Below are 25,697 nucleotides of genomic sequence, written 5' to 3' on the forward strand. Positions count from 1 at the left end.
CGCACGACACCACGGCAGTCAACGGCCTGGAACGGTGAACCGCGCGGAGACGAATGGGCGGCCGTCGGCGTCGCTGATGAACTCGAGCGTCGTTCAGGAACGGTGCGGCGGCGTTTCGACCCGGGTGTCGTCTGGTTGCCTGATGGACTGATTCCAGTCAACGTGGTGGTCAGTGAGCCAGGACGCGGTGTTGCGCGGCCCTTTCTTCAGTTTCCGGGGGAGGACGGCGTCTCGGATCATCCGTTTGACGGGGCCGGGAGTTGCGTTGCCGCCCATGCGAGCACTGGTAGCGACGACCCGTTCGACGCGGGGGCGGCGAATGCGTTCGTAGGCGCTAAAGGCTTGTGCAGCAGGTAGATCGCGCAGACATTGGGCGAGGATGACGCCGTCTTCGATCGCCATGGAGGCGCCGTGGCCGGCATTGGGTGCGGAGACATGGGCGGCATCGCCGATGATGATTGTCGCTCCGGTGTGCCAGGTGGGTGTAGTCGCGATGTCGTAGCCGTTGGCACCGGTGATGCTCCTGTCGCTGGCCCGGACGATGTCGGCAGCTGGTGTCCGGTCGCGTGCGAGGAGTCCGGCGACACGCTGTTGCCATTCCTCGGAGGTGGTGCTGGCGAGTTGTTCTTTGGTGAGTTCGGCGCTGTGGTGGGGGAGGTTGGCGAACCACCAGGTCTGACCGTCCGGTGCGGTGAGGTAGGCGAAGAATACCTTGCGGCCGTAGGTCATCCGAAAGGTGCCGGGTTCGGTCGTGGCCGGAGCGTGGCTCGCGTATCCGCAGACCGTGATGACTCCGGTATAGCGCGGTTTCGGAGCAGCTGGGTCGATGAGCGCGCGAGTGACGGAATGGATGCCGTCCGCTCCGATCAGCAGATCGCCCTCCGCTTCGGTGCCATCGGCGAATTCCGCGGTGACTGGATCGCCGGGTGTGGTGGTCGCGTGGGTGAGGCGTTTGCCGTGGTGGACGGTGACGCCGCGGCGGCTGGCTTCGTCGAGGAGCTCGCGGTAGAGCGTGGACCGTTTGATCATTCGCGGTCCGCGGTCGCCAGCGGACCCGCCGATTGGGGCTTCACCGAGCCGAGTGCCGCGGTGGTTGAAGAATTCAACCTTGCTGGCGGGGAACGAATTTTCGCGCACGACGTCCGCCGCGTCGACGGCGGCGAGAGCGTCGAGTCCGTTGTGCATGATGCTGAGAAACGCGCCGACTCCGTCCGCGCTGGTCGGGTACGCCTCGTAGATTGTCGAGTCGATCCCGGCTTTCTGCAGCGCCATCCCCGTGACGGGCCCGGCGATTCCCCCGCCGATGATCAAGGCCGTGGTCATTTGTCTCCTGTCGAAGTCATGGCAAGCGAGAGGGACACGAGTTCGCGGACATCCGCGTCGAGGCCATCCGCGGTCGCGACGACGACTGGCATCGCGTGGCTCGACCGGGCCGGCTGGCCCGCAGCCCGAGCGGCGAGCGCGTGCTTCAGCGAGCGCGCGAGATCCTCGTAGCGGTGGTTGTCTTCGCGGACGCGAGACGGCAGGTGCGGGCTGATGCGTACCAGGCCGTCGCGGCACTCCACGACACGACGGTAGTAGCGCCGGTGTATGCCGCGGAGCCGGAATACGTCGCGCCAAGGATTCGGGGTGACCCGTCGCAGCTCGTCGTCGGGAAAGTGTTTGTGCAGAATCGTCCACAATGGACCGAGCTGGCGGTAGACGCGACGGTGGCCTGCCCAGACCCGAAGGGCGGTGACGCGCATCGCTGCGGCGGGATAAATGATGCCGGCCAGGAAGATGACCACGCCCGGGAGAAGGAAGACGGCTGCGGCTATCGCGCCGAGAACGGTGGCGGCGGCACCGCTGGTCTCAGCCAGCGCGGAGGGGGACGATGCACCTGCCCAGCGCAGGATGATCTCCGGGATGAACACGCAGTTCGCGACCACGATTGCCGCGAGCCCGACTGAAGCGATTTTCAAGCCGCGCGCGAGCCGTGGGTTGGCTTCGCGAGCGTAGCGGCGTGCCCAGAGGAACGCTGTGGCGAAGCCAAAGGCCAGATACAGGTCCGCAGTGATGGTGAACACCGCGCCCGCGGGCGATGAACTGCTGTGGACGCTGGGAGGGGCGAGTGCCGCCGTGACGACCAAGATGGCTTCGGCCGCGACGAGCGGCACGGCGAAGCGGCGCGCTCGCGGCCACGCCTTGTGCTGTTCGAGAGCAGAGAAGAGGAAGAAGAAAACGAGGCACGTCACCCCAATCAGCAGTGCGCCGTGCTGAATCAGGCGGGACATCATCGGCGGGAGTCCGACCACGGTCGCCTCGCGGTCGGCGGCGAGGCCGAAGGGGAAGGCGATAGCGAGGCAGGCCGCGAGCCCGGTGAGGGCGCGCAGCGGAAGGTTCTGTGGTGTCCGGCTCAGTCGCAAGCCCAGCCAGGCCAGCACCGCGGTGGCGGCGATGCCGTAGGCGAGGACGAGGTAGGTCACAGCCACCCCAGCCGGTCGCTCAACGCGGTTTCTATCCGGTGTGCCGTGTTGCTGCGCGCGGCGGGTGTCCAGACACGGTCGAGGACAGACGCCCATTCCAGGATGATGGTGGCGACGGTTTCTGCCTCGTATTCCTGGACGGTGTCGTAAGAGGTGCGGCGGAGTGCGCGCCGGACCGCGTCCGGTGCAAGGTCGGGGTACTCGGTGCGCAGAGACTCGGTCGACGAGTCCGGGTACAGCTCTGCGAGCAGCGTGTTGTCGGGTTCACCGCTGTCGTGCCCGGCCAGCATGTGGCCAAGTTCGTGCAGGATGATGTGGTCTTGGTGCGGCTTGCTCGTTTCCTGTTGGTAGAAGATGTAATCGGCTGATGCCGCGGAGATCCAGGCTCCGAAGGGGCCGGGGACTGGGATCGGGTGCGCCCGCAACCTGATCGGCTTGCCGCGCTGGATCCCGACACGGCGGCACAGTTCGGCGACATCCAACGGAGGTTGGATGTCGAGGTCGGTCAAGAGCTGCCGGCAGCGACGGCGCAGCTGCCGTTCAGACGTCACCTGCTCCCTCCCTCCAAGCTCAGGACGAGACGGCACCTACGACAACGGTGCCGGACTGTTCCGGAGCCTTCCACCGTGTTCACCCCGTTGGTGATTGACCTCGCTCGGCCTGCTCGTCGCGATAGACCACGTCGAGCAGGTCCATCACCAGACGCCGCCGCTCGGGCGAAAGCGCGTCTGCGCGCATCGCGATCAGCTTGGCCTCGCTTGTGTTCGCGATCGCGGTCAGGCTCTCTTGTGCGGCCTGCAGCTTCTGCAGCTGTTCGTCGACCCGGTCAGTCACCGTGTCGTCGAAGAAGTACGACGCCGGCACGCCGAAGAACGCTGCCAGGGCGTAAAGGTGGCGCAATGTCGGGTTGTCCTTACGCGCCTTGCGCAGGTGCCAGATGTAGCTCCCCGAGATCCCGACGCCCGTGGCGCTGATCTCCGCTGCGACGAAGTCGTTGGTGTACTCCTGGCCGCTGCGCGGTTTCATCGTCGCGAACAGCCGGTTCAATCTCGCGGCAAGGATCTCCGCGAAGTTGTCCGGCAGGCTCGCCGGAAGATGCCCGTCCGGATACGCCGGCGTGGCCATGCGACCTCCAACCCCGACTGCTTTCACTCAGGTGAACACCCGAACGAGTGGTGCTCCTGATGTTGGTTGAACTCGTCCGCGCGACCAGCCTAAACTCGCGGCCATAGTCATTTCAACTCCAGAACAACGGTAGCGAACTCGACGCCTTCACGTCAGTCAAAGCCACTCGTTCGGAGGAAGATCGACAATGGCATCTACCTCGGCGTCCGTTGCTGGGCATGGCCAGTGCTGCTCCGCATGCGGACAGCCGCTCGGCTCGTGGGGCATCGACAAGTACACCGGACTGCTCAACCGGGAAGGGTGGGACGTCCGGGCCATGTCAGCGCTCGGCGGGCTGTTCGATCGTTCCATCGCGCTGCTCATCCTCGACCTTGACCGTTTCAAAGCTGTCAACGACCGATACGGCCACCCCGCCGGCGATGCCGTCCTTCGCGTTGTCGCCGCGACGGTCGCGGCCGCGGTGCGCCGCGAGGACATTGTCGGTCGGTATGGCGGCGACGAATTCATGGCGCTCCTTGTCGGTGCCGACCAGGCGTGTGCGAAGGCGATCGCGGAACGGATCTGCGGGCGAATACGGAGTGCGGTCGTCGAGGTGCTGTCGGCGGATGGCAGCCGGGTGGTCATCAAGGGCCTCGCCGCGTCAGTCGGCGGCGTCGCCCTGAACCTCCGCGGCGGCGTCGACCTTGCAGACCTTTTCCGGCGTGCGGACTCAAACCTGTTGCGCGCAAAGCGGTTCGGCAAGGACCGCGTGCTGATAGCGGGAGACCGCGGCCTGCCGAGAGGCACGTGCTGCGCCAGACTCAGGTAAGAGTTCACCGTGCCTGCGTCTTTTTGACAGTTGAAGATCAGCTCGAAGGGGCCTACGCTCGCTCTATGGACGTTGCGCGTTCTGCGGTCTGATCTCCCTTCCCGGCCGGCTGCACGAACGGGCAAGCCCGTCATCGAATATGCGATCTAGCCGCCGGGAGGAAGCGATGACCGAGCTGTCGAACCGGGCAGGACAAAACCAATTGGTGCGCGGCCGCACCATGCGGTCCTCTGTGAAGCACTGCCGACTGGCTCGCGGTGACGCGAACGCTCCGGCTTGCGTCCCGCACGATGATGCCTGGCGTGAGGGCTGGGAGGCCGAACAGCTGCGCAAGCTGTCGGATGTGAAGCGGCTCTTCAGCGGTGACTGGATGCACGCGGTCATCGTCGCTCTCGCCACCGGGCCAAAACACTACACAGAGCTTCTCGACACGATCAGGACCTTGTCCGACGCAGGACAGGCTCAGGGGCGCCGCCGCACTCTGCATGAAAGCGTCCTCGCGCGCACGCTCAAGACAATGACTGCTGACGGATTGATCATTCGCCGCCAGGAGTCCACGGCGTTCCCGCCTTCTGTGCAGTACTCGTTAAGCCCCGCGACAGCTGAAGCTCTCGACGCGATGATGCCGATGGTCGCTTGGGCGACCAAGCATGCTGACCTCATCCGACGTTCCCGTGAACGACGATGCACAGCCTAGGCGACAGCGAGCGCTGAAGGTCGCAAGGTTCTCCCGCGCTGCAAGAGTCGGTGGCCGACGAGCGGCGGCATGGTCGGGCTCCGTCCCGTGTCAGTCCGAAACCGCATGTCATCGGGCACGCGAGAGCAGGTAAAAGCGTCAAAACAGTCAATGCGCAGTAGGCCAAAACCCGGAAAGCGCGACGCATAACAGAGTTCCAGCTAACAGGAACGGTCCGAGCGGGATATCCCGAATTGCTCCGCGACTCTTCACGATTCTCGCGACTCCAATGGTGATACCTCCGAGGAGCCAGCCCGCCGAGAGGCCGAGCCAGGTCGCTTCCCAGCTGATCCAGCCGAGTGCAGCCCCGAGCAGCCCGGCCAGCTTCAGATCGCCTCCGCCGATCATGCCCGCGGCATACAGGGCTCCGTGGGCCACCAGGGCGATGGCCGCAGCTATGGCTGCCCGAGTCAGGTCGCCTCCGTGCGCGTTGAGGGCAGCGTCCGCCCCCAGTGCGATTCCGAGAACGCCGGTTGCCCCGCCGAGAAGCATGTTCGGCAGCTTGCGCGCGATCAGGTCGACTGTCGCCAGGGGTATGCCGAATCCGCCAAGGCTGCTGTACGCGAGCAATTCCAGGGACTGGCCGAAGCGGTACGCGAGCGCGGCGAACACGACGGCTGTCGCGGCTTCGAGAACACCGTAGGGTGGCGGTCCTGCAGCCGGCTCGGTCGCGGCGGCATATCGGACGACGAACGGGCGCAGAGCCACTGCGAGTGCTGCGCCGACAAGCGCCCAGCCCAGGACCGTAGCGGTCTGCATAAGAATCACATTCTGCGAAAATTCGTCATGTTTGGACTCTGGCGGTTCAGGAGGCGGCCGAATGGTTCGGTACAGGCCATTTCAGCACTACCAGACTTGCTGCTCGACGGTGAGGAATCGCGCCAAAATTTACGCCAAGTAGGTGAATATTGGGCGGAATTGCCATCCCGGCTTCCGGTTGGTGCTTTCACACCTTGCAGTCGGTATGGGATCACGGGGTAGACCTGATCTAGGCACCCATTAACGGTTCGGGTGAGTGGAGTGAGGGGTGGAGTCAGTGGTCTCTACAAGGACGTGCCGGTCAGCAATGACGCTGTCGAGCTTCGTTGTCGCCGTACTGGCGGCTGGATGCAGCTCGGGCTCGCCGTCTGACCCTGCTCCTGCCAGCTCCGCGGATTCCGCTCAGGCGTCTTCGTCGGCGAGCGCACCGCCGGCATCGACATCACCGGCGGACGTCGCGCGCAAGGGTGCGATCTCGGCATATCTGGGGATGTGGAAAGACATGGCCGTCGCGGCAGAGACATCAAACTGGCAGGACGCGCGGTTGGGGCAGCACGCCACTGCCACCGCCCTGACCAACATCACCCGCGGCCTATACGCGGACAAGGCAAACGGCCTGGTTACCAAGGGACAGCCCAAGAATTCACCTACGGTGTCGTCCGTCGAGCCACCCTCGGCCCCGATAAAGGTGATCGTCGCCGACTGCGGCGACGACAGCAACTGGCAGCACTATCGCGCGGACAACGGGCAGTTGGCCAACGACGGCCCTAGCGGGCGCCGGCAGATCAACGCCGTTGTCGAGCGGCAGCAAGACGGCACATGGCGTGTGACCGACTTCGGAATCCACAAGGTCGGATCATGCTGAGGAAAATCGCGCTGATCGCTGGAACGACGGGATCGCTGGTGCTCGCAGGAGCAGCCCCGGCGCTGGCGGGCGGTCCTTGGGGATCGGCGGACTGCCAGCAGACTCCGTCCCCGGCGTGCCAGCTCGGCGCGGGCCAAGGCGGCACCGACGGCGGTCGTGGGCGCGTCCCGTCGGCGCCTGGCAAGAAGCCGAAGCCGCGGGGTGGCAACCAGGGCGACGACCGGCCGGATGCCGGGGACCGCGTCATCGGACCGAGCGATAAGACCGCTGACTGCGGATACCAGCGTTCGGATTACCAGCCCCCGGCAGGAGGAACCATCACGGCCGCGTACCGGCCATCCACCCATGACCGAGGCACTGAGGTTCAGCCCGCAGTCTTCCGCCCGGCGAGCCTACGGACTGCACCGTTGGCGCTCACCGTCGCGCGGTCTTGGCCGGCGCAAGCACAGCCGGGTCAGGGGCCAGGCGCGTGGTACCTGTACAAGTGCTCCGGTCCTGGTTTCTCAGACGCGTTGTACCGGACGCCGATCTGGATTCCCGACGGACGAGCACCTGCACCTGGGCCGGTGCCGCCGCCGTCGCCCGCAGAATTGGCGCAGGCGGCGCGCAGCCAGCTTCGGTTGCCGAGCCCGTCGATCGCGGCGAACCCGCGCGGAGACCAACTGGTGACCCTGCCGACGTGGTTGTGGCTGTCGAGCGGTTGGGATCAGCAATCGGCCACGGCCGCTGTCCCCGGCGTCTCAGTGACTGCGATCGCGAAGCCGACTTCGCTCGTGTGGTCCATGGGCGACGGATCGACAGTGACGTGCGAAAACGGCGGGACTCCGTTCCCGGCTGGAGGCGATCCGAAGGCGGCGTCGCCGGATTGCGGGCACACCTACCGGACGTCTTCGGCTGGGCAACCGAACAACGCGTACCCGGTGACAGCCACCGTGCACTGGTCGATCTCATGGTCTGGGGCCGACCAATCCGGAACCTTTCCTGACATGACGACTGCAGCCAATGCGGCGTTCCGGGTAGCGGAAAGCCAGGCGCTGAACACCGGCAGACGGTGATTCGCATGGGGCGCAGCCCCTGCGCTGACAACCACAGAACTCAATCCGTGTAGCCACCGCGCAGCAGACGGCGTCGCGGCGCGGTGGCCCATGCCCGAAACCAGAAGGGAGGCTGGCCATGAGCACGTCCGTCTCGACCCACCCGGACACCGCTGACAGGGCGACCGCGCCGCCGGACGCCTGGGCACAGCGAAGCGGCAAACAGGAGCCGCCGTCGCGCTGGAAGACCGTTCGCCCCTCACGCCGGGTTCCGTACCTGCTGCTCGGCGTCGTACTAGTGATTGCTTGCGCAGCGGCGGCGGTGATCGTGTCCATGCAGCTTGATAACCGCCAGCCGGTCCTGGTGTTGGCTCGTCCGGTGACCGTTGGTCATCTATTGTCCGGACAGGACTTCCGGCAGCTGTCCGTTTCCTCCGATGTCGGACTCGACGCGGTACCGGCCGCAGAATCGTCCACTGTGGTCGGCCGCCCGGTGGCGTTCAGCTTGCCTGCTGGAGCGCTGCTGACCCGTGGTTCGCTGGGGCCGCCCGCGATCCCGGTTGCCGGCCAGGCGGTCGCCGCAGTGGCGCTGAAGGCCGGGCAGTTCCCGCCAGCGCTCGCACCCGGTGCGCGGGTCGCTGTACTGGTGTCACCTGGTGCAGCTGCGACAGGGACGCCGAGCACCGCCGGGCAGGTCGCGCCCCCGCTCGCGCAGTGGACTGCGACGGTGAGCGACGTCTGCGCTGGAGCGGACCAGCAAAGCACGGTCGTGTCGTTGCAACTGCCGGAGGCGAACGCACGCCAGCTCGCTGCAGCTCCGGCGGGTCAGATCAGTCTCGTCGCGTTGAGCGGAGGCGGCGGCTGATGTTGATTGCGCTGTGTTCCCTGAAGGGATCGCCTGGGGTGACGACTACCGCTCTCGCGTTGGCAGCGCGGTGGCCGGCCGAGCAGACCCCGGTCGTAGTCGAGTGCGATCCTGCAGGCGGTGACCTGGCTGCGCGGTTCCGATTGCCCTCGACGCCGGGGCTGGTGAGCTTGGCTGCCGCGGCACGCAAGAGCATGGAAGCATCGGTCCTGTGGCAGCACGTCCAACGGCTACCCGCTGGCCTAACAGTTGTCGCCGGTCCGGTTGGGGCGGAGCAAGCTCGCGCTGCCTTAGGCATTCTGGCACCGCGGGGAACATCGGTCTTGCGCGCTGCGGGCGATCAGCCAGGCGTGGTGGTCCTGGCCGACTGTGGCCGAGTAGACCCGGGTTCGACGACGCTGCCGATCATCCGAGCTGCAGATGCGATGGTGCTTTTTGCCCATGCCCGCGACGACGAGCTGTCTCATGTCGCTAGCAAGATCCGGACCGCCGCAACCTGGAATCCACGACCAGGCTTTGTACTGGTCGGTGACGGCTACCCCACGACCGAGGTCGAGCACGAACTCCACATCGGGGTCTTGGACAGGATTCCCCACGATCCCAAGGGAGCCGCAGTGCTGTGCGGGTACCGCCGAAGCGGGCCGAGTCCCGACCACTCAGCACTGGGGCGTGCGGCATTGCGGCTAGCGAGTGGGCTCGGCTTCATGCACCGTCCGCATGGCGCGCCGAGCGCGTCACCTCGGGTCGGCGGGCATCTGGCCGCCGCAGCACCAGCAAATCAGCCCGATGTGCCAGTCGGCACGCCGCAGCCTCCGCAGCAATGGCAGTCGTCGGCGGACGGGACGCGCCCATGACCTCGCCACACATCCAACCCGGCCAGCGTGCTTCCCGTAACGGTGCGGTCATGCGACCAGATCTGGCACCGTCCACGTCCTCCGTTCCAGGGCCAGCGAGTGTTCCCGGCGTCGATCCTCACGTGGCCGCGGCAATGGAGCGGCTGCGTGTTCGTCTTCGCCGCGAATTGTCTCAGCAGTTGTCCTCGCGCATCCAGGCTGACGACGATGCCGGCCGACCCGCGCTGGAAGCGGGCGAACGGCGCCGGATGGCTCAAGCGATTCTTGCTGATGCCGCAGAAAAGCAAGCGCAGCACGAACTCGACACCGGTGGAGCAGTGGTGCCGCAGGACGTCGAGCGTCGCGTTCTTTCCGCCGTGTTGGACGAGATTTTCGGCATGGCCGGCCTCGAGCCGCTGCTCGCCAACCCGGACATCGAGAACGTCAACATCAACGGAGACCGGGTATTCGTCCGCTACGCCTCGGGCAGGCGGGAACGCCTGGCTCCGATTACCGGCTCGGATGCCGAACTCGTAGAGCTGATCCGCGACCTCGCCGCACGCTCCGGCGTGGAGGAACGGCGCTTCGACCGCGGCAGTCCGATCGTCAACTTCTCCCTGCCTGGCGGGGAACGCGCGTCGGCAGTGATGGCAGTGACCGCCAGGCCGTCGCTGTCGATCCGGCACCATCGGTTCGCCCGGGTGACGTTGCGGGAACTGAGGGAGAACGGAACGCTCGACCTGGCGCTGGAGAACTTTCTCGGCGCGATGGTGCGGGCTCGCAAGAACGTACTCGTGACCGGTGGCGTCGCGATTGGCAAGACGACCCTCCTGAGGGCGCTGGCCTCGGCGATCCCGCCGCACGAGCGTCTGGTCACCATCGAGGATGTCTTCGAACTGGGGCTGGATCACGATCCCGGCCACCCGGATGTGGTCGCGATGCAGGCCCGCGAAGCCAACGTCGAAGGCCAGGGCGAGATTTCACAGTCCGAGCTGGTGTGGCAGTCGTTGCGGATGAGCCCGGACCGGGTCATCGTCGGCGAGGTCCGCGGGCCGGTCGTCATCCCCCTCACCAACGCCATGTCCATGGGCAACGACGGCTCGATGGGCACGCTCCATTCGTCCCTGTCCAGTGGTGTGTTCACGAAACTCGCCGCCTACGCGGTCCAAGGGCCTGAACGCCTGTCGCTGGAAGCCACGAACCTGTTGGTCGCTTCTGCGCTGCATTTCGTGGTCCACCTGGAGAAACCGCGAGGTGCGGACAGCAAACGAGTCGTGTCCTCGATCCGCGAAGTCGTCGGCGCGGACGGCACTCAAGTGATCTCGAACGAGGTGTGGCGTCCAGCAGTTGACCTCCGCGCGATTCCGGGTGTCCCGCTGCGCACGGCCACAGTCGATGAGCTCATCGACGCGGGCTTCGACCCGGATCTGCTGGACCGGGCGGAAGGGTGGTGGAAGCCGTGAACACCACCACCGCGCTGATGGGGCTGCTCGGCACTGGTGTCGGACTCGGCCTGCTGCTGATTGCGGCCGGCTGGCGGGGCATCACCATGCGCTGGCCCCGGTGGGGTGGACGCAACAGCGGAGAGACCGGACGCGATCCACTCCGGGCGCGGTGGCTGCTCGCGGCCGGGGCCGCGGGCATCATGGTCGCCATTGGCACAGGATGGCTCGTCGGCGGCGTCCTTGCGGCGATGGCGACCTGGGGCCTGCCGCGTGTGCTCGGCTCGAACAAGCAGCACGCCCGAGCTGTGGCGCGCATCGAAGCGATCGCTTCGTGGAGCGAGATGTTGCGCGACACTCTCGCCGCGGCGGCAGGGTTGGAGCAAGCCATAGTCGCCACCGCAGAAACCGTGCCCGAGGCGATTCGCCCGGAGATTCACGAGCTGACGTTCCGCCTCGAACGCGGCGACCGGCTCGCTCGCAGCCTCCGGCACCTGGCCGACCAGCTCGCCGATCCGACGGCGGACTTGCTCATCAGTGCTCTCGTTCTGGCCTCCGAGAAGCAAGCTCGCCAGCTGGCCGAGCTGCTCGGCGAACTCGCGACCGAGACCCGTGAGCAGGTGTCCATGCGGCTGCGGGTCGAAGCCGGCCGCGCTCGCACCCGGACCAGCGTCCGGATGATCGTCGGCGTCACGATGGCATTCGCCACGGGGCTGACCGTGCTCAACCGCGGCTACCTCGCTCCCTTCGACTCCGCTCTCGGACAGATCGTGCTCGCCGTGGTCGGAGCGCTATTCACCTTGTCCTTCCTGTGGCTCGCACGCATGGCTCGTTACCAAACCCCAGACCGATTCCTGACCGGCCTAGACGCACTGCACAGCCACGACGGAGCAACGGCGTCTGCCGAGGAGGTGCAAGCATGATCACCGCGCTGGTAATCGGTGTTGGGTTCGGGCTGGGCATTTGGGCCATCTTCGTGTGGGCAGTGCCGCCGCGCCCCGGACTGGCCTCGCTACTGAGGCAACTTGATAACACGCCAGCGCCACCACCGATCACGCCGCAGGAACGGCCCGGATGGGCGGCCACGCTGGGGAAGCCGTTCGTCAGGCTGCTGACCGCACTCGGTCTGCCCAGCCCCAGCCTGCGCAGAGACCTCGCTATCACCGGTAAACCCGTTCCCTCCCACTTGGCCGACAAAGCAGCACTCGCGATCGCAGGACTGCTTCTGCCGACCCTCGTCTCGATCGCAGTAGCCCTGCTGGGTATGCCCTTGGCCTGGGAGGCATCGCTGATCGCGAGCCTGCTCGTAGCGTTCATGGGCTTTCTGCTGCCGGACATCACGGTTCGGCGCGATGCCGCCCGTCGTCGTGCTGACTTCCGTCTCGCGCTGAGCGCCTATCTCAACCTGATCCGGGTCACCCTCGCCGGAGGTGCTGGAGTGGAAGGCGCGCTCACCGATGCCGCCACAGTCGGACGTGGCCGCTCGTTCAACCAGATCCGACGTGCGCTGACCATCGCGAAGGTCACACGCGTTACTCCGTGGGCCACTCTTCGTGCGCTCGGCGATGAACTCGATGTCCGCGAACTCGCCGAGCTCTCCTCCTCGGTCAGCCTTGCGGGCACTGAGGGCGCCCGCGTCCGCGCGTCCCTGCAGGCGAAGGCTTCCGCTTTGCGGACACGGGAGCTCACCGATGCCGAAGGCGATGCTCAAGCCGCTACGGAACGGATGAGCTTGCCCGTGATCGTGCTGTTCATCGGGTTCTTGTTGTTCATCGGCTACCCGGCTGTGGCCGCAGTGCTAGGAGGATTCTGACTTATCTATCCACAGTGGACATTTCATGAGAGGAAAATGATGTTAACGCCCATTATTCTGTTGTGGACATTCACCAAGGAGCACGTGCGGCGCTTGCGCGAGGATGAAGGCGGATACACCACTGAAACCGTACTCGTCACTGCCGCGCTCGTCGCGCTGGCCTTGGTCGTGATCGCGCTGCTGGTGAAAGTGGTCACCGACAAGGCCAACAGCATCCACATGTGAACTCGACGATGGCTATCGATGGTTCCGGCTCTCCGGTCGCGACGACGCCTTCGACGCCGCGACTGGTGTCGCGCGCAGGCTTGCGTCGACTCATGGCGGACGAACGAGGCGCGGCCACGGCAGAACTCGTGCTCGCGACACCTTTATTGCTGCTGCTCATCATGTCGATCGCGCAGTTCGCGTTATGGATGCACGCGTCCCACGTCGCCCAGGCTGCCGCATCTCAAGCGCTGTCGGCCACACGCGTGCAAGGCGGTACCGCCGCGCGCGGACAGAACGCAGCCGATCAGATCCTTCAGCAGTTGGGCCGCGGCCCGCTGCGTGATCCGCACGTCACCGTAATCCGTAGCCCGGAGCGAGCGTCCGTGCACGTGGAAGGTGCCGTGATCCAAGTCCTTCCCTTCTTGACGCTGATGGCCGACGGCGACGCGGCTGGACCGGTCGAACGATTCCGCAGCGGAGCACAGCCGTGAGCGCTCAGAAGAACCGATATGGACAGTGGTGGCGTTCGCTACGCGACGACGAGCGAGGATCGGCCACTGCAGAACTGGTACTGCTTACTCCGGCTTTGATCATAATGCTGCTGTTCGTCGTCTTCTGCGGACGATTGGCAGACGCCAACCTTCGGCTCGAAGACGCCGCACATCAAGCAGCACGCGCCGCGTCTCTCGCCCGCAGCATGACAAACGCGCAGAACGACGCGCGCAACACCGCGTCCGCGGCCCTGGCCAACGCCGGAATCACCTGTCAGGGCCTGGCTGTCACCGTCAATACGGCGGGATTCCGGCCAGGTGCCGTTGCCAGCGTGGAAGTCAGGTGCACGGTGGGACTGTCGGACCTTGCACTTCTCGGCGTGCCGGGAAGTGTCCGGATTTCCGCGTCGTTCTCGTCCCCTGTGGACACATACCGTGGCGTCGCAGCGAACGCAGGGGGTTCCTGATGCTTGCCACATTGCCGGCGTGGCTGCGGCGACTGCGCGAGGACGAAGACGGACGAGTCACCGCGTTCGTCGTCGTGCTGGTTACGGCGGTCATCGCCTTCAGCGGCTTGGTGTTGGACGGCGGTCTGGCCCTGGCAAGCAAAATTCGAGCGATCGGTGAGGCCCAAGAAGCTGCCCGCGCCGGAGCGCAAGCCATCGATTTGTCTGCCTATCGCTCCAATGGCACCTTGCGCCTGGTTCCCGGCCAAGCAACCGCTCTGGCGCACCAGTACCTCGCCGCTACCGGCCACGGCGGCAGTGTGTCCGTCGCTGACAACACCGTCACAGTGACCGTCACCGTCAGCCAATCGACTCAACTGCTCGGGTTCGTGGGAATCGGCTCGATCACAGTCACAGGGATTGGACAGGCCCGGCCACAGCGAGGGATATCCGACACCTCCGGCTAGCCAGCGAATTCTGATGCGGTCGAAAGGAAACCTCCGATGAAACAACAGAACCAATGCGCTACGCCGACACCAGTGCGCGCGGCTACGTTCCCGGACGGACCCGACGCGATTCTGCTGAACCCCGATGTCGCGCCGTCGCGATGGCGTCGCGAGCGTATGTGTGCGGCACTGCGCCCGTGGGTGGTAGTCGGCGTGCTGGGCGGTATCGCGGGGACGGTCGTTGCGGTGACAGCGGAGGTGGGAGTCGCTGTGATCTGCGTTGGTGGCCTGGTCGTGGGGTTTAGTGCGATCGTCGGCTGGGAGCGCGCCGCAGGGCTGCTCGCCGAGCACGGACATCATGACGCATCGTCGTGCCGACTGGAAGTCCGGCGGGGAGAGTTTTTCGTCCGCCGACGCGATCTCATTGGCCTCGGTGCCGATACTGCGGTACGGGCACTGATCGCAGGCGTGGACGAACTCCACCGCAGCCCGGCTCGTGCTTGGCTCGGCCCCGCCGTTCCGCGCGAGGTGCACCGCATCGTCTGGCAGGCACTGGAATTGCTGGACCACACTCGTACGGCCCGGCGCGTGGCCGACGAACTCGCCGCCGACCCCGACTACGCGGCCAGCGAGCTGGCCGCCGATGCCCGTGCGGCGATCGCCGAGGTCGACGACGCCCTCGGCGAGGTCGCGCAGCATGTGGACTGCTGCATCGCGCTTGTCAGGGCCTGGGAAGGGAAACTCCGCCACGTCGAGCTGGCCGCCCGCGCAGAGGCTGCCCTCGCAGTGCTGCCCGGCCGTGGCGATGTCCGTCGGCTCCCGCAGGCGGCGGAAGCGTTGCCGCAGACAGTGTTCGCCTACATCACGGCCGCCCGCGACACGGTCGATGCCGGAGAGTTTCCATGGGAACAACCGGCATCGTTCTGGTCTAACAGCGTGGCGTCGCAGCGACTTGCTGCGGGCACGGCATCGGCCCAGGGCCGGTGAGCGCGTTGCTGGGGAGAGCCCAATGAGAGAAGGGCCCGCAGTGACCTGTCCTGGACCAGGAGCGCGCGACAGCAGCCCCTTGGTATCGACCGCCAGCGAGGTTGTCGACATGTCGTACTGGTCAAGCCAGGAAGTACGGCGCGTCAACGGAGAGGGGAGGAAAATGGCCACCAGCGAGGAGATCGAGCGCCGCGTCGTGGAAGCTGATTCTGCTCGTAGCGCAAGGCGTGCAGCCACAGCGAAACGGATCGGAGACCTGGCGCAGCGGCGAGCCGGCGTCGCCGACCAGCTGAACGAAATCGAAAGAGAACTCGGCGAAACCCTGGCCGCCGCCAACGACGTTATTGGCATCGATGAACTTGCGCAGTTCACTGATGTGCCGGCCGCGGATCTGGCTCAATGGTTCGATGGCCGGAAGCCATCCCGCGCCAAACGGAAGCGATCGACTGCCGGCGCGGCGGCTGCGAAGACAGGCACCGACCACCGGCCGGCTTCCACGAAGACGCCAGCGACCCGTCAAGAGGTGGCAGTACCTAGCGCCAGTTCGGTGGGCACGTCTGCAACGGTGACCTGACCTTCGCGCCGTCCTGACATCGCCCGCACCACCAAGGAATCGAGCACGTCATGACCGCAACATCAGACCTGGCGCAGCGGCAAACGGACCGATCGTTCAGCACTGGTCCTTGCTATTGGTCGCTCCTCGCCGCCGTAGCTCGGGTGCTCCGGCGTGTGATGCGCGCCCTGTTCGCGGTCGTCGTCCTGCTTGCTCTGATGGTCGGCCTGCCCGCAGCCTTGGTTCATTTCATCGGATGGCCATTGCCTGACCACATCCCTGCCTGGGACGAGATCCGGAGCATCCTGCTAACACCGATGTCACCACAGTTCCTGCTCGACGTCCTGGCCTGTGCGCTGTGGCCCTTGTGGGCCCGGTTCGCGTTCGACGTGCTGGCCGTAATCTTGCACACAGCGCACTCCACGCCCTGGCACCGTTCAGCGCACGACGTCCGCCATGGCCCGCTACGCACAGCAGCGGGCGTGCTCGTCGGAGCGATCGTGTTCTCCGTCCTCAGCAGTCGGACACCCACCTCGGTCACGCCGACCCAGGCTGCCACGACCGCGCTTTCCGCAGGCGGACACACGACAATCGCCACGGCGCTCCACCACGTCGAAACGTCGACGGAGGCGACCGTGGCCGAGGATGGGCCGGGGATCGTCACCGCTGCAGTGCACACTCGAGCCGCCACGGCGACCCCGCGGGGCCTGGAAACCGTGCGGTCACCTGAGCACGGGGTGCACGACAGCCTCTGGCGGGTCGCGCAACGTTGCCTCGGTGACGGCAATCGCTGGCCGGAGATCTGGAAGCTGAACCGAGGTACCACGCAGACCGACGGGACGGTATTCACCACACCGAGTCTCATCCGACCAGGTTGGCAACTACGGCTGCCCGTGCTGGCACCCAGCTCTCCCGCGTCGCCACCTGTCGTAGCACCCCCAGCTCCGTACGTCCCGCCACAGGCGTCTGGCCCCGACAAGCAACCCAACACGCAGGCGCCGTCAAAGCAACAATCGTCCGCTCCCGGGACCCCAGCCGAAGCCGTTCCTCCCACTGCGACAGCGAGTCCTGCCCTCGGCATCTCGCTGTCTACCGGTGCGTTCGTCGGCCTGGGTCTTGCCGCGCTCATCACCGTCGCAATGATCAGCGTGCGCCTGCGCCGCCGCAGCCGTTACCGGCCCGGCACCGTGGAAACCGACGATCCGGGCGTGGCCCCGGTCGTACGTGCTCTGCGGATCGCGCACGACTCCGTAAGGTTGCCCCACGACGAAGAGGCGACCTCTCCCGCCTCGCAGGATATGAGGCCGGCTGACCTCGATACGCGCGCCCGCGCCCAAGCCACCGCCCGCGCACTGCTGTCCACGCAAGAGACGACCGCGGTCGGCCTCCGCGAGGGACAGACCGTCGCGCTCGATCTCGCCCGCAGTAACGGTCTTGGGCTCATCGGCCCCGGTGCCTACGCCGCTGCACGTGCGCTGATCGTCGCCCTGCTCGCGCAGCCCGCGAACGACGGCCAAGGTGCCATCGTGGTCATTCCAGCCGCTGACGCCGAAGCTGTGCTCGGAACCGACCTATCGCGACGAGTGCCTGCGCGGCTCCGCATCGTCGACGACCTGCCGGCCGCTCTGTCAGTCTTGGAAGCAGAACTCCTGACACGCGTCCGTGACGAGGACGAAGCCGACCAGGAGCTTGCGCCGCGCACCTACGACAGCCCCGTGCATGCGGTGCTGGTCGCATCGCCAACGCCAGACACCGGCCGGCGAATGCAAGCCATCCTCGACAACGGCGCAGGTTTCGGCCTGGCTGGCGTGCTGCTCGGCCAATGGCACCCCGGCGGCACCGCCCGGGTCCGAGATGACGGCACGATCGGAGCGACCAGCCCGAGCCTGACCGATGCCCTGGCCGGCACCCGCTTATTCACCCTGCCCGGAACCGACACCGCTGAGCTGCTCGCGTTGCTCCATGCCGCAGAACCCGCTGGCTTCGACCAGCCCGCGACCAAGAGCACCTCAGTTTCCCAGACCGAAGACGATCCCCGGCGCAATGAACGAACTGCAGCTACTCGCGCGGCCAGCGCGGACAGCCGGGAGCACTGCACCAAGTATGAGTTCGTCACCGCGGAGTCACACGAACCCGCGCCCGAAACCCCGCCAGCGCGTGTCGTGATCGACGTTCCCTCCCCGGCCCGCACTGCCACGCACGAACTCACAGACCTTCAGCCCAAGGGCGAACCACAACCCGCGCCGCACGCAGTGAGCACAGCGCAGCAAGTCGAAACGTCGGAGGGCGGCGAGCGTGCCACGTCAGGGGGCGACGATCGCCTGATGCCGCGGACACCGGCCTCCGTCTCCGTCCAGCCGAGGGCTTGCGAGGCCGCGCCGCTGCGCCTGCAGGTGCTCGGCCGACTGCATTTGACTCGCACCGAACCGGATCCCACCGACCTCATCGAATCTCTCGCGCCGCGCCAGCGCGAGATCCTGGTCTATCTCGCGTTGCACCCCGAGGGCAGCCGTCGCGAAGTGCTCACCGCGGCACTCTGGCCTAACGCACCAGGCGACCGCCCCTACAACTCGTTCCATGCAACCCTTTCCCAGCTGCGTCGCGGACTGCGCACAGCCACACGGAACGAGATCGCCAACATCACCGTCAATGACGACGGGCACTACGCGCTCGACCGCTCCGTAGTCACGGTGGATCTCTGGCAACTGCTCGACGCGTTAGCGATACGTCGCCACGCAGCCACCGAGGGCGAGGCCCTCACGGCGCTGCGACGCGTGGCCGAGTTGTACAGGGGCGACCTTGCTGACAGCATTTCCGCAGACTGGATTGACGGTCCCCGCGAAGCACTCCGCAGGGACGTCCTCGATGCCCTCAGCGCTCTGATCCGCAGGATCGGCGACGGCGACCCCGATCAGACGCTCGTCTTGCTTGAACAGGCCCGAAATCTCGACCCCTACAACGAGGCCATCTACCGCGACCTCATGCGGACCCAGGCCCGGCTCGGACAGTACGACAGCATTCAGCGCACGCTGAGTCTCTTGACCACCTCGTTAGCGACGCTGGACCAGCACCCCGCCCGCGACACCGTCGGACTCGCCGACTCCCTCCTTCGGCTTCACAGCAGCCAGCTACGGGACCGGAAGGCGAGCTGAGCAGCAGATCCTGATCTAGTCCCGCGGCCAAACATTGGTTAGCCGGTCCTCGGCGCCACAGCGACGCCGCTGCACACGCTTAATCAGCTCGCTGTGCTTCTCCGCCCATCTGACCGGATCTTCCAGCCTCGAGAGCAGCTCTTCAGCGACTGCGTTGAGTACAACGCCACCGGCGGAAACAATCTGCGCCTACCCTGGGGTGCGACTGACATTTCTCGTGGTTGCGTGCGGGCTCGCGGTTTTGAAAGCCGACGAATCAGCGTAAGCTGCGAACGGGGTTGCCACCGCCTCTTATGTTCGACACTGTCGGAGCCGTTTACGTTAAGCCCCTCTCGGCTTGGCGTTCGGTAGGTTTCTACGCATGCTAGGCGAGATCGCGTAACTCATGTGAGCATGCAGTGCGTGCCGCGCTGGGGCGAACGTTGACTGCCTGTCCCACTTCCTCTCCGCCTTCTTCTCTGGTTTCTCTTCCGGGGTCTCGCTAGAGAAGAAGGGGGAGCTTCGTCACTTGTTGCAGGTTGGTCGCTCGATGCGCCTGCCACCGTGGCTCCAGACTTCGGTGCCGGCAGGCACATGAACAGTCGGCTTGGGTGGCGTGTTGGCCGTCTGATGCTCGCATTGCCTCCGTTCGCGCGTTCTGTTCTGTTGTGGGTAACTTTCCCTATATCATTAGGCTCCTTCATAGTTCTTCCTCTCATTTTTCTTCTTGGTCTTCAACTATCATGCGGCGGTTCCTGTCTATTTCTTGCGGTCAAGACAAAGTCTAACGATGCGAAAAACATGAGTCGCAGGCATTGACAACCACGTGGGCGGCGTAGTGGCAAGCGGCTCGAGTCGGAAACCGCGAGATTATTAAAAGAATTCTTGCAGACCGCCAAGGCCTGTCGCGGGCGCGGGTGCTGGGTGCCGCTGTGCGGGTGGCGGGCGCGGGTGCTGGGTGCCGCTGTGCGGGTCGCGGGCGCGGGTGCTGGGTGCCGCTGCGCGATCTTCTCTTCCTATGCGTCTTCCCAGCTCAAGGGCTTGGCCAGCCCTGAACAGCAAGGCCGACGCCGAAGGTAACGGCGAGATAACGGAACCCGGCTGAAGATTGAAAGTGTCTAGGCAGTGTGTCAACCTAGACATGTAGCCGAGACAGATTGAAGGGGATGAGGCAGAGAAGGGCGTGAGGACCGGGGCACGGCGTCCCGCGAGCGATCTCCTTCCTTTCTTTTCCTCAAAGGTTTGGTCTTTATGAAATATAAGACCCGCACAGCGCGGGCAGCGGCTTGGGCCGCGCGGACAGCAGCGAAACCGTGCAGGGCAGTAGTGGGGAACGACGCGTAGCCAAACGCGCATTTCTAGTCTGAGATGCGTAGTAACTGCGCTTGCAGCCCCGTTATGTGAATCCCTTGCTATAGAGCGGAGTAGCGCGCATAAAAGGCATGCCTGCCAGAGGTGTGTCCCCAAGATAACTACATGGTGGTCTAGCACCGACAAACGTCACAACGTGTGGGCGTCCGGATTGTGTAAAGCGGTTGCCGACATTGAACGGCCCTCTCAAGCGCGTCGCGCTTTTGCTGTTCATAGCACGCTATGTCTTACGGGCATGGTTCCCTGCGTTGTGCCCTAGACATAACGGCTTTCCCTTTTGGGGAGGTTCGGGGAATGCGCTACCGGTCGACCGGGCCCTATCGCTTGTGATTTCGCATCGCACGGACATAGAAGATGATCCCCTTTGCGCGAATCGCATCCGACGTGTCCACATTTCGGCCCGTACCAGTTCGCAACTGGCCTGAACCGCCAAACAACCTGCAACTACAACACCATTGGAGGTTCTGTCATGACGCGTAAAGACTTCAAAGAAATTGCTGATTCCGTACGCAGGGAAGTTGTCGTCGACGACGAACGAAAAGCGCTCGCCGACGCCTTGTGCGCGTACTTCAAATCGGTAAACCCCCGATTCGACCGAGACCGCTTCTTTGCCGCATGCGGTCTGTGACCCGCACTAATCCGCGCCCACTGGGAGTGTCAATCATGAACAACCCTGAAATTTCATTTTCCGAAGATGCGAATCTGTATTTCGGGCATAACTTTCGCTATGGGACATGGGACGGTGAAGACTGCGCCCGAGATAATGACTGGTCCGGATTCGGATTCGTGCTCGGATCGGGTGGTGATCCGCTGCCAATTCCCGGCGACTACCTCACCGGGCACCAGTGCGCCCACCTGGCGGACGTGTCCAACGGGCACGCGGCGGTGCGACTCATGGAGGAAGCGGCACCCGGGAAAGCGGCTGAGTGGAACGGCCTTCTTGCCTACGACTACGGCGATTCCACCGCATGTGAGGCAGCCGACCGTATCGGTGCCGCTCTCGCCGGATACCCGCTGCTCGACGACGAAGACCTGTCCGAGCGGGAATCCGAGAATGCCGCGCGCGTGCTGGTCGACTGCTACGACGTGCCCGAGGAAATCGCGGCGGAGGTCGTTTCGGCGCTGAGCGATGACGGACAGACCTTGTGCACCGACTGCCACGGCTGGAATATCGACCACATCATGTACGAGCTGGGATATCGGCAATGCGCCGAGTGTGGCAAGTGGCTCGAAAGCGCTTGTGATGAGCCACTGCACTACGACTGCGCCGAATGCTACGCGGAAGACAGTTGCGAATGCGTTTCGGTCATGGTCGACGGATATCGGCACGGCAATCACATCGTAACTATGTCGGACGTTCGCGAAACATTGCGTGGCTGCGAACGCTGTTACCCCGTTGTCCACCCCAACGGCAAATGAGCCTGACCGTGCGTGATCTTGCCGAATTGATGCAATCTCATTGTCGTAACTAGTCGCAACCGTGTTGTGGGGTTTCGGTGCCGCGCGCGTTCGCGTGCGGACGCCGTGACCGCGCAACGGTTTCCTTATCGCCTCCGATAACGAAAGTGGGTTAGTCATGTCCAAAGAAACCAGCGAATGGCTCAACAACAACGTGCTGATCGGGTTCACCGACAAGCGCGGGCAGGCGTGGCACTACCGGGCGTCCGCGCAGGGGAGCGAGCCGAACCATTACCCCGGCGCTATCCCGGTCGACGATGTGCAGCGCCGTCTGTTCCACTGGACCGCCGAACCGGAATCGGTGCTCGTCGCGGGCAAGTTCGGCCTTCGCCGCGTGCCCAACAAGCAAGCCATCGCCGCATCGGATACCGGCGACGTCCTCGGAATCTTCGCCGACGGATACACCGTGCACCAGTACCAGGAATGGCTGCTCGACAAGGTCGGCACGATCCTTGACGACGGACTGTCGATCGGTTCCGCGGGCCTGCTGCGCGACCGCCGGCAAGCATGGGTGAGCGTGGAAGTGCCCGAGAACATCACCACCCCGGAAGGTGTGGAGTTCCGGCCGAACCTGGTTGCCTGCACCAGCCACGACGGCAGCCTTGCGACCACCTACAAGCGGACCGTCACCAACGTGGTGTGCGACAACACGATGTCGGCCGGGCTGCGCGAGTACGGCCAACAGTTCAAGGTCAAGCACTCCAAGAACGGCAAGTTCCGCATTGTGGAGGCCCGCGACGCGCTCGCGATGGTCCACACCGTGGCCGAGGAGTTTGCCGCCGAGGTCAAGGCCCTCTGCGAAACGACCGTGACCGACCAGGCATGGCACGCCTTCCTGGACGCACATACACCGATGCCCGAGGAGAAAGGACGTGCCCGCACCACTGCGACGAACGAACGGGCCGCGCTCAACCGATTGTGGAACACCGACAACCGGGTCGGACAGTCGGGCGGTGCTGGCTCTGGTGGTGTTGGCCGGTCGGGTGGCTCCGGTCGCGGTGCCGTCGGGCAGCCGAGCGGTGCTGGTTCCGGCACTGTTGGCCAGCCAGGTCGCTCCGACCGCGGTGCCGTCGGGCGACCGGACCGCTCTGACATGGGCACCGTCGACGGGTCCGACCGCTCCGTCTCCGCCCCGGGCACCGCCGACTGGCCAGGCCTCTCCGAAGACGAAGCCCGAACCGCCCTGGCCCGGCGGTGGCTCTATGCCTTCGGCCCCGCACCGGTCGCCGACCTGCGCTGGTGGAGCGGCTGGACGGCAGGTCAAACGAAAAAGGCCCTGACCGCCCTCGCCCCCGCCGAGGTCGACCTGGACGGCGAGCCAGCGATCGCCCTGCCCGACGACCTGACCCCGGTCGCCGCGCCCGACCCGTGGATCGCCCTGCTCCCGGCCCTCGATCCGACCGCGATGGGCTGGCAGTCCCGGGACTGGTACGTCGGCCCGCACCGCGCCGCCTTGTTCGACCGCAGCGGCAACATCGGCCCGACGATCTGGAGCGACGGCCGGATCGTCGGAGCCTGGTGTCACCGCCCGACAGGAGAAGTCGCGGTCCGCCTGCTGGAGGACATCGGAGCGGAAAAGACCGCCGCGGTGGACGCCGAGGCAGCCCGGCTGAGCGAATGGCTGGGGGAGGCGCGAGTGGTGCCGAAGTTCCGGACCCCGGCGGAGAAGGAGCTGTCTGGATAGCGCAGCACACCGTGCCGAAGCGACCCGCAGTGAGCGGCGCGGGCGACGGCCGGACGCCCAGCGGCCCGGCTTGCTCAGCGACCCGGCCGACCCGGCTGCCTGGCGGCGGGGTCACGCGATGACTGGTGCTGCCTGGCGGCCGGTCCGGCGGTGGCTGGTGCTGTCTGGCGGCCGGGTGCGGTGGTGGCTGCTGCGCGGTGGCTGGGTTCGGCGGTGGCTGGTGCTGTCTGGCGGCGGGGGCCGGTGGCGGCTGGTGCTGCCTGGCGGTCGGGTGCGGTGGTGGCTGCTGCCCGGTCGGCCCGGTCCGGTGGTGGCTGGTGCTGACCGCTGGCCAGGTCCGGCGGTGGCCGGTGCGGTCCGGTGGCCGGGTCGGGCGACGACAGGGCGGCTGTTGCCCGGTTGGCTCAGGCGGTGGCTGGGCTGTTGACAGCTCCGGCGGTGGTTGAGCTGCTGACGGCGGGCGGCGGAACGGCTTCTGATAACCGCGTCGGGCGGCGGCAGCGCCGGACGCCGAGTCAGCTCTCACCGCCCTGCCCCTGGCCGGGACGACCTGCGTATCGGGGTCGGCCCGGTGGAATTTTCCCTGCGGCGGGCACCCGCCTGGCCGCATTTCGCCCGTTCCGGCCCTTGATCGCCTTCCGATGCCCCACGGAAGCGCGAAGATCAACTTAGCCCAACAGGGTTGGCCGTATTGGCCCGAGTCGCCCCATACGCCCGGACTGGCGCAGACGAGCGCGGGAAGCGCCCCGAGACTCGGCCGACCGGCGGTACCTGTGTCCGAGCCAACCGCGGACCGCGACCGCCGCCCGCCCCCGCGCGCCCCCGCCCCGCGAGGCTCGGCGAAACCCGCCCGACAGCGTGAACCGGGGCACCAAGACCGATCAAGCGACTGGTCCGTTCCCGCCCCCGGCACCGGAGGGAGCGCCCGCCCCGTTTCCGGTCCCCACCCGGCTGAGCTGGGTTCTTAATCGATTCTTGACGTCTCCCGGCAGTGGTGGAAGTCTCGTCAGGGCAGTCCGGGGCAACGGCGCCCGCACGCTAGGGTTGCACCGATTCCGGAAGTCGCAGAAGTCGTCCGGGGCGGGCGCCCCGGGGAACTTCCGCAGTGTCCAACTTCAGCGGACGGCGGCCGGTGCGCCGCCGCCGTGATCAACACCAGAGGAGTGGCAGCAGTGACCGTTCGCGTAGGTGTCAACGGCTTCGGCCGGATCGGCCGCAACTTCTTCCGTGCCGTTAAGGCCAGCGGTCACGACATCGAAGTTGTCGCCTTCAACGACCTCGGCGACGTCAACACGATGGCGCACCTGCTCAAGTACGACTCGATCCTCGGCCGCTTCCCGGGCGAGGTCAGCGTCAGCGACGAGGGCATCGTCGTCGACGGCAAGACCATCAAGGCCCTCGCCGAGCGCGACCCGGCCAACCTGCCCTGGGGCGACCTCGGCGTGGACGTCGTCGTCGAGTCGACCGGCTTCTTCACCAACGCCGACGCCGCCAAGGCGCACATCGCCGGCGGCGCGAAGAAGGTCATCATCTCCGCGCCGGCCAAGGGCGAGGACCTGACCGTCGTCCTCGGCGTCAACGACGACAAGTACGACGGCTCGCAGACGATCATCTCGAACGCGTCCTGCACCACCAACTGCCTCGGCCCGCTGGCCAAGGTCCTCAACGACGCCTTCGGCATCGAGCAGGGCCTGATGACCACGATCCACGCCTACACGCAGGACCAGAACCTGCAGGACGGCCCGCACAAGGACCTGCGCCGCGCCCGCGCCGCCGCCCTGAACGTCGTCCCCGCCTCCACCGGTGCGGCCAAGGCGATCGGCCTCGTGCTGCCGGAGCTGCTCGGCAAGCTGGACGGCTACGCGCTGCGCGTCCCGGTCCCGACCGGCTCGGCCACCGACCTCACCGTCACCCTCAAGAAGCCGGCCACCGTCGACGAGATCAACGAGGCGTACAAGGCCGCCGCCGAGGGCCCGCTGGCCGGCATCCTGCGCTACTCGGTCGACCCGATCGTGTCCTCGGACATCGTCACCGACCCGGCGTCCTGCATCTACGACTCGCCGCTCACCAAGGTGATCGGGAACCAGGTCAAGGTCGTCGGCTGGTACGACAACGAGTGGGGCTACTCGAACCGCCTCGCCGACCTGATCAAGCTCGTCGGCTCGAAGCTCTGAACCG

Annotated in this window: 23 protein-coding genes; 18 read left to right on the forward strand and 5 right to left on the reverse strand. The window is 65.9% G+C overall.

The window, feature by feature from the left end:
• Positions 1 to 93 precede the first annotated feature (93 nt).
• The 4 genes from ATK30_RS31855 to ATK30_RS31870 all read right to left on the reverse strand — a co-directional run bounded on the left by ATK30_RS31855 (position 94) and on the right by ATK30_RS31870 (position 3,590).
• Positions 94 to 1,323 (reverse strand): FAD-dependent monooxygenase, encoded by a 1,230-nt coding sequence (locus ATK30_RS31855; RefSeq protein ID WP_051729333.1) that lies wholly within the window; start codon positions 1,321 to 1,323, stop codon positions 94 to 96.
• Positions 1,320 to 2,465: an MAB_1171c family putative transporter gene (locus tag ATK30_RS31860; RefSeq protein ID WP_043836227.1), complete on the reverse strand. Its 1,146-nt coding sequence runs from the start codon at positions 2,463 to 2,465 to the stop codon at positions 1,320 to 1,322. The genes ATK30_RS31855 and ATK30_RS31860 overlap by 4 nt, the downstream gene beginning before the upstream one ends.
• Positions 2,462 to 3,016, reverse strand: a complete 555-nt coding sequence (locus ATK30_RS31865; RefSeq protein ID WP_037817345.1) for a hypothetical protein — start codon at positions 3,014 to 3,016, stop codon at positions 2,462 to 2,464. Before ATK30_RS31865 ends, ATK30_RS31860 begins: the two co-directional genes overlap by 4 nt.
• 79 nt (positions 3,017 to 3,095) lie before the next feature.
• Positions 3,096 to 3,590 (reverse strand): helix-turn-helix domain-containing protein, encoded by a 495-nt coding sequence (locus ATK30_RS31870; protein WP_235146979.1) that lies wholly within the window; start codon positions 3,588 to 3,590, stop codon positions 3,096 to 3,098.
• Between the two features lie 187 nt (positions 3,591 to 3,777).
• Here ATK30_RS31870 and ATK30_RS31875 point away from each other — a divergent pair, with 187 nt between their 5' ends.
• Together ATK30_RS31875 and ATK30_RS31880 are read left to right on the forward strand one after the other, a co-directional pair.
• Positions 3,778 to 4,398, forward strand: coding sequence for a GGDEF domain-containing protein (locus tag ATK30_RS31875; RefSeq protein ID WP_081685026.1), 621 nt, complete (start codon positions 3,778 to 3,780; stop codon positions 4,396 to 4,398).
• A gap of 166 nt (positions 4,399 to 4,564) precedes the next feature.
• Positions 4,565 to 5,095 (forward strand): winged helix-turn-helix transcriptional regulator, encoded by a 531-nt coding sequence (locus tag ATK30_RS31880; protein ID WP_199817963.1) that lies wholly within the window; start codon positions 4,565 to 4,567, stop codon positions 5,093 to 5,095.
• A 147-nt stretch (positions 5,096 to 5,242) separates the two neighbouring features.
• Here ATK30_RS31880 and ATK30_RS31885 read toward each other — a convergent pair whose 3' ends face one another.
• Entirely contained in the window at positions 5,243 to 5,893 is a 651-nt protein-coding gene (locus ATK30_RS31885) for an A24 family peptidase (RefSeq protein ID WP_051172788.1), read from the reverse strand.
• 307 nt (positions 5,894 to 6,200) lie between these two features.
• Here ATK30_RS31885 and ATK30_RS31890 point away from each other — a divergent pair, with 307 nt between their 5' ends.
• The 16 genes from ATK30_RS31890 (at position 6,201) to gap (ending at position 25,693) form a co-directional block, all read left to right on the forward strand.
• Positions 6,201 to 6,758 carry a hypothetical protein gene (locus ATK30_RS31890; RefSeq protein ID WP_199817964.1) on the forward strand — a complete coding sequence of 186 codons (558 nt, stop codon included), beginning with the start codon at positions 6,201 to 6,203 and terminating at the stop codon, positions 6,756 to 6,758.
• Between the two features lie 1,173 nt (positions 6,759 to 7,931).
• Positions 7,932 to 8,657: a hypothetical protein gene (locus ATK30_RS31900; protein ID WP_037817354.1), complete on the forward strand. Its 726-nt coding sequence runs from the start codon at positions 7,932 to 7,934 to the stop codon at positions 8,655 to 8,657.
• 619 nt (positions 8,658 to 9,276) lie between these two features.
• The gene (locus ATK30_RS31910; protein ID WP_341867374.1) at positions 9,277 to 10,953 is read left to right on the forward strand and encodes a CpaF family protein; all 1,677 of its coding nucleotides are present in this window, start codon (positions 9,277 to 9,279) and stop codon (positions 10,951 to 10,953) included.
• Positions 10,950 to 11,855, forward strand: coding sequence for a type II secretion system F family protein (locus ATK30_RS31915; protein WP_199817965.1), 906 nt, complete (start codon positions 10,950 to 10,952; stop codon positions 11,853 to 11,855). Before ATK30_RS31910 ends, ATK30_RS31915 begins: the two co-directional genes overlap by 4 nt.
• Positions 11,852 to 12,745, forward strand: coding sequence for a type II secretion system F family protein (locus ATK30_RS31920; protein ID WP_037817356.1), 894 nt, complete (start codon positions 11,852 to 11,854; stop codon positions 12,743 to 12,745). Before ATK30_RS31915 ends, ATK30_RS31920 begins: the two co-directional genes overlap by 4 nt.
• Positions 12,746 to 12,838: 93 nt before the next feature.
• Positions 12,839 to 12,970: a hypothetical protein gene (locus tag ATK30_RS46960; RefSeq protein WP_255443401.1), complete on the forward strand. Its 132-nt coding sequence runs from the start codon at positions 12,839 to 12,841 to the stop codon at positions 12,968 to 12,970.
• Positions 12,967 to 13,443 carry a TadE/TadG family type IV pilus assembly protein gene (locus ATK30_RS31930; protein ID WP_235146976.1) on the forward strand — a complete coding sequence of 159 codons (477 nt, stop codon included), beginning with the start codon at positions 12,967 to 12,969 and terminating at the stop codon, positions 13,441 to 13,443. Before ATK30_RS46960 ends, ATK30_RS31930 begins: the two co-directional genes overlap by 4 nt.
• Positions 13,440 to 13,910, forward strand: coding sequence for a TadE family protein (locus tag ATK30_RS31935; RefSeq protein ID WP_078870644.1), 471 nt, complete (start codon positions 13,440 to 13,442; stop codon positions 13,908 to 13,910). The genes ATK30_RS31930 and ATK30_RS31935 overlap by 4 nt, the downstream gene beginning before the upstream one ends.
• Positions 13,910 to 14,356 carry a hypothetical protein gene (locus tag ATK30_RS31940; RefSeq protein WP_051172783.1) on the forward strand — a complete coding sequence of 149 codons (447 nt, stop codon included), beginning with the start codon at positions 13,910 to 13,912 and terminating at the stop codon, positions 14,354 to 14,356. Before ATK30_RS31935 ends, ATK30_RS31940 begins: the two co-directional genes overlap by 1 nt.
• Before the next feature lie 36 nt (positions 14,357 to 14,392).
• Positions 14,393 to 15,322 (forward strand): hypothetical protein, encoded by a 930-nt coding sequence (locus ATK30_RS44825; protein WP_134662601.1) that lies wholly within the window; start codon positions 14,393 to 14,395, stop codon positions 15,320 to 15,322.
• A 163-nt stretch (positions 15,323 to 15,485) separates the two neighbouring features.
• Positions 15,486 to 15,896: a hypothetical protein gene (locus ATK30_RS44830; protein ID WP_078870645.1), complete on the forward strand. Its 411-nt coding sequence runs from the start codon at positions 15,486 to 15,488 to the stop codon at positions 15,894 to 15,896.
• 50 nt (positions 15,897 to 15,946) lie between these two features.
• A complete protein-coding gene (locus ATK30_RS31955; RefSeq protein WP_158242530.1) occupies positions 15,947 to 19,027 on the forward strand; it encodes a BTAD domain-containing putative transcriptional regulator in 3,081 nt (1,026 codons plus the stop codon).
• Between the two features lie 1,819 nt (positions 19,028 to 20,846).
• Positions 20,847 to 21,005, forward strand: coding sequence for a hypothetical protein (locus ATK30_RS45130; protein ID WP_158242531.1), 159 nt, complete (start codon positions 20,847 to 20,849; stop codon positions 21,003 to 21,005).
• A gap of 35 nt (positions 21,006 to 21,040) precedes the next feature.
• Positions 21,041 to 21,796 (forward strand): hypothetical protein, encoded by a 756-nt coding sequence (locus ATK30_RS31960; RefSeq protein WP_134662600.1) that lies wholly within the window; start codon positions 21,041 to 21,043, stop codon positions 21,794 to 21,796.
• A 157-nt stretch (positions 21,797 to 21,953) separates the two neighbouring features.
• Positions 21,954 to 23,519 (forward strand): DNA glycosylase AlkZ-like family protein, encoded by a 1,566-nt coding sequence (locus ATK30_RS46495; RefSeq protein ID WP_244194791.1) that lies wholly within the window; start codon positions 21,954 to 21,956, stop codon positions 23,517 to 23,519.
• Positions 23,520 to 24,691: 1,172 nt separating this feature from the next.
• The gene (gene gap / locus ATK30_RS31980) at positions 24,692 to 25,693 is read left to right on the forward strand and encodes a type I glyceraldehyde-3-phosphate dehydrogenase (protein WP_101438582.1); all 1,002 of its coding nucleotides are present in this window, start codon (positions 24,692 to 24,694) and stop codon (positions 25,691 to 25,693) included.
• The last annotated feature ends 4 nt before the right edge of the window (positions 25,694 to 25,697 follow it).

It is taken from the genome of Amycolatopsis echigonensis, assembly GCF_002846615.1.
GTDB lineage: Bacteria > Actinomycetota > Actinomycetes > Mycobacteriales > Pseudonocardiaceae > Amycolatopsis > Amycolatopsis echigonensis.

Excerpts from the sequence above, each read along its gene's own strand:
- ATK30_RS31855 (WP_051729333.1), bottom strand. The coding sequence starts at position 1,323 with ATGACCACGGCCTTGATCATCGGCGGGGGAATCGCCGGGCCCGTCACG.
- ATK30_RS31870 (WP_235146979.1), bottom strand. The coding sequence starts at position 3,590 with ATGGCCACGCCGGCGTATCCGGACGGGCATCTTCCGGCGAGCCTGCCG.
- ATK30_RS31875 (WP_081685026.1), top strand. The coding sequence starts at position 3,778 with ATGGCATCTACCTCGGCGTCCGTTGCTGGGCATGGCCAGTGCTGCTCC.
- ATK30_RS31880 (WP_199817963.1), top strand. The coding sequence starts at position 4,565 with ATGACCGAGCTGTCGAACCGGGCAGGACAAAACCAATTGGTGCGCGGC.
- ATK30_RS31885 (WP_051172788.1), bottom strand. The coding sequence starts at position 5,893 with ATGCAGACCGCTACGGTCCTGGGCTGGGCGCTTGTCGGCGCAGCACTC.
- ATK30_RS31890 (WP_199817964.1), top strand. The coding sequence starts at position 6,201 with ATGACGCTGTCGAGCTTCGTTGTCGCCGTACTGGCGGCTGGATGCAGC.
- ATK30_RS31900 (WP_037817354.1), top strand. The coding sequence starts at position 7,932 with ATGAGCACGTCCGTCTCGACCCACCCGGACACCGCTGACAGGGCGACC.
- ATK30_RS31920 (WP_037817356.1), top strand. The coding sequence starts at position 11,852 with ATGATCACCGCGCTGGTAATCGGTGTTGGGTTCGGGCTGGGCATTTGG.
- ATK30_RS31940 (WP_051172783.1), top strand. The coding sequence starts at position 13,910 with ATGCTTGCCACATTGCCGGCGTGGCTGCGGCGACTGCGCGAGGACGAA.
- ATK30_RS44825 (WP_134662601.1), top strand. The coding sequence starts at position 14,393 with ATGAAACAACAGAACCAATGCGCTACGCCGACACCAGTGCGCGCGGCT.
- ATK30_RS44830 (WP_078870645.1), top strand. The coding sequence starts at position 15,486 with ATGGCCACCAGCGAGGAGATCGAGCGCCGCGTCGTGGAAGCTGATTCT.
- ATK30_RS31955 (WP_158242530.1), top strand. The coding sequence starts at position 15,947 with ATGACCGCAACATCAGACCTGGCGCAGCGGCAAACGGACCGATCGTTC.
- ATK30_RS45130 (WP_158242531.1), top strand. The coding sequence starts at position 20,847 with ATGACGCGTAAAGACTTCAAAGAAATTGCTGATTCCGTACGCAGGGAA.
- ATK30_RS31960 (WP_134662600.1), top strand. The coding sequence starts at position 21,041 with ATGAACAACCCTGAAATTTCATTTTCCGAAGATGCGAATCTGTATTTC.
- ATK30_RS46495 (WP_244194791.1), top strand. The coding sequence starts at position 21,954 with ATGTCCAAAGAAACCAGCGAATGGCTCAACAACAACGTGCTGATCGGG.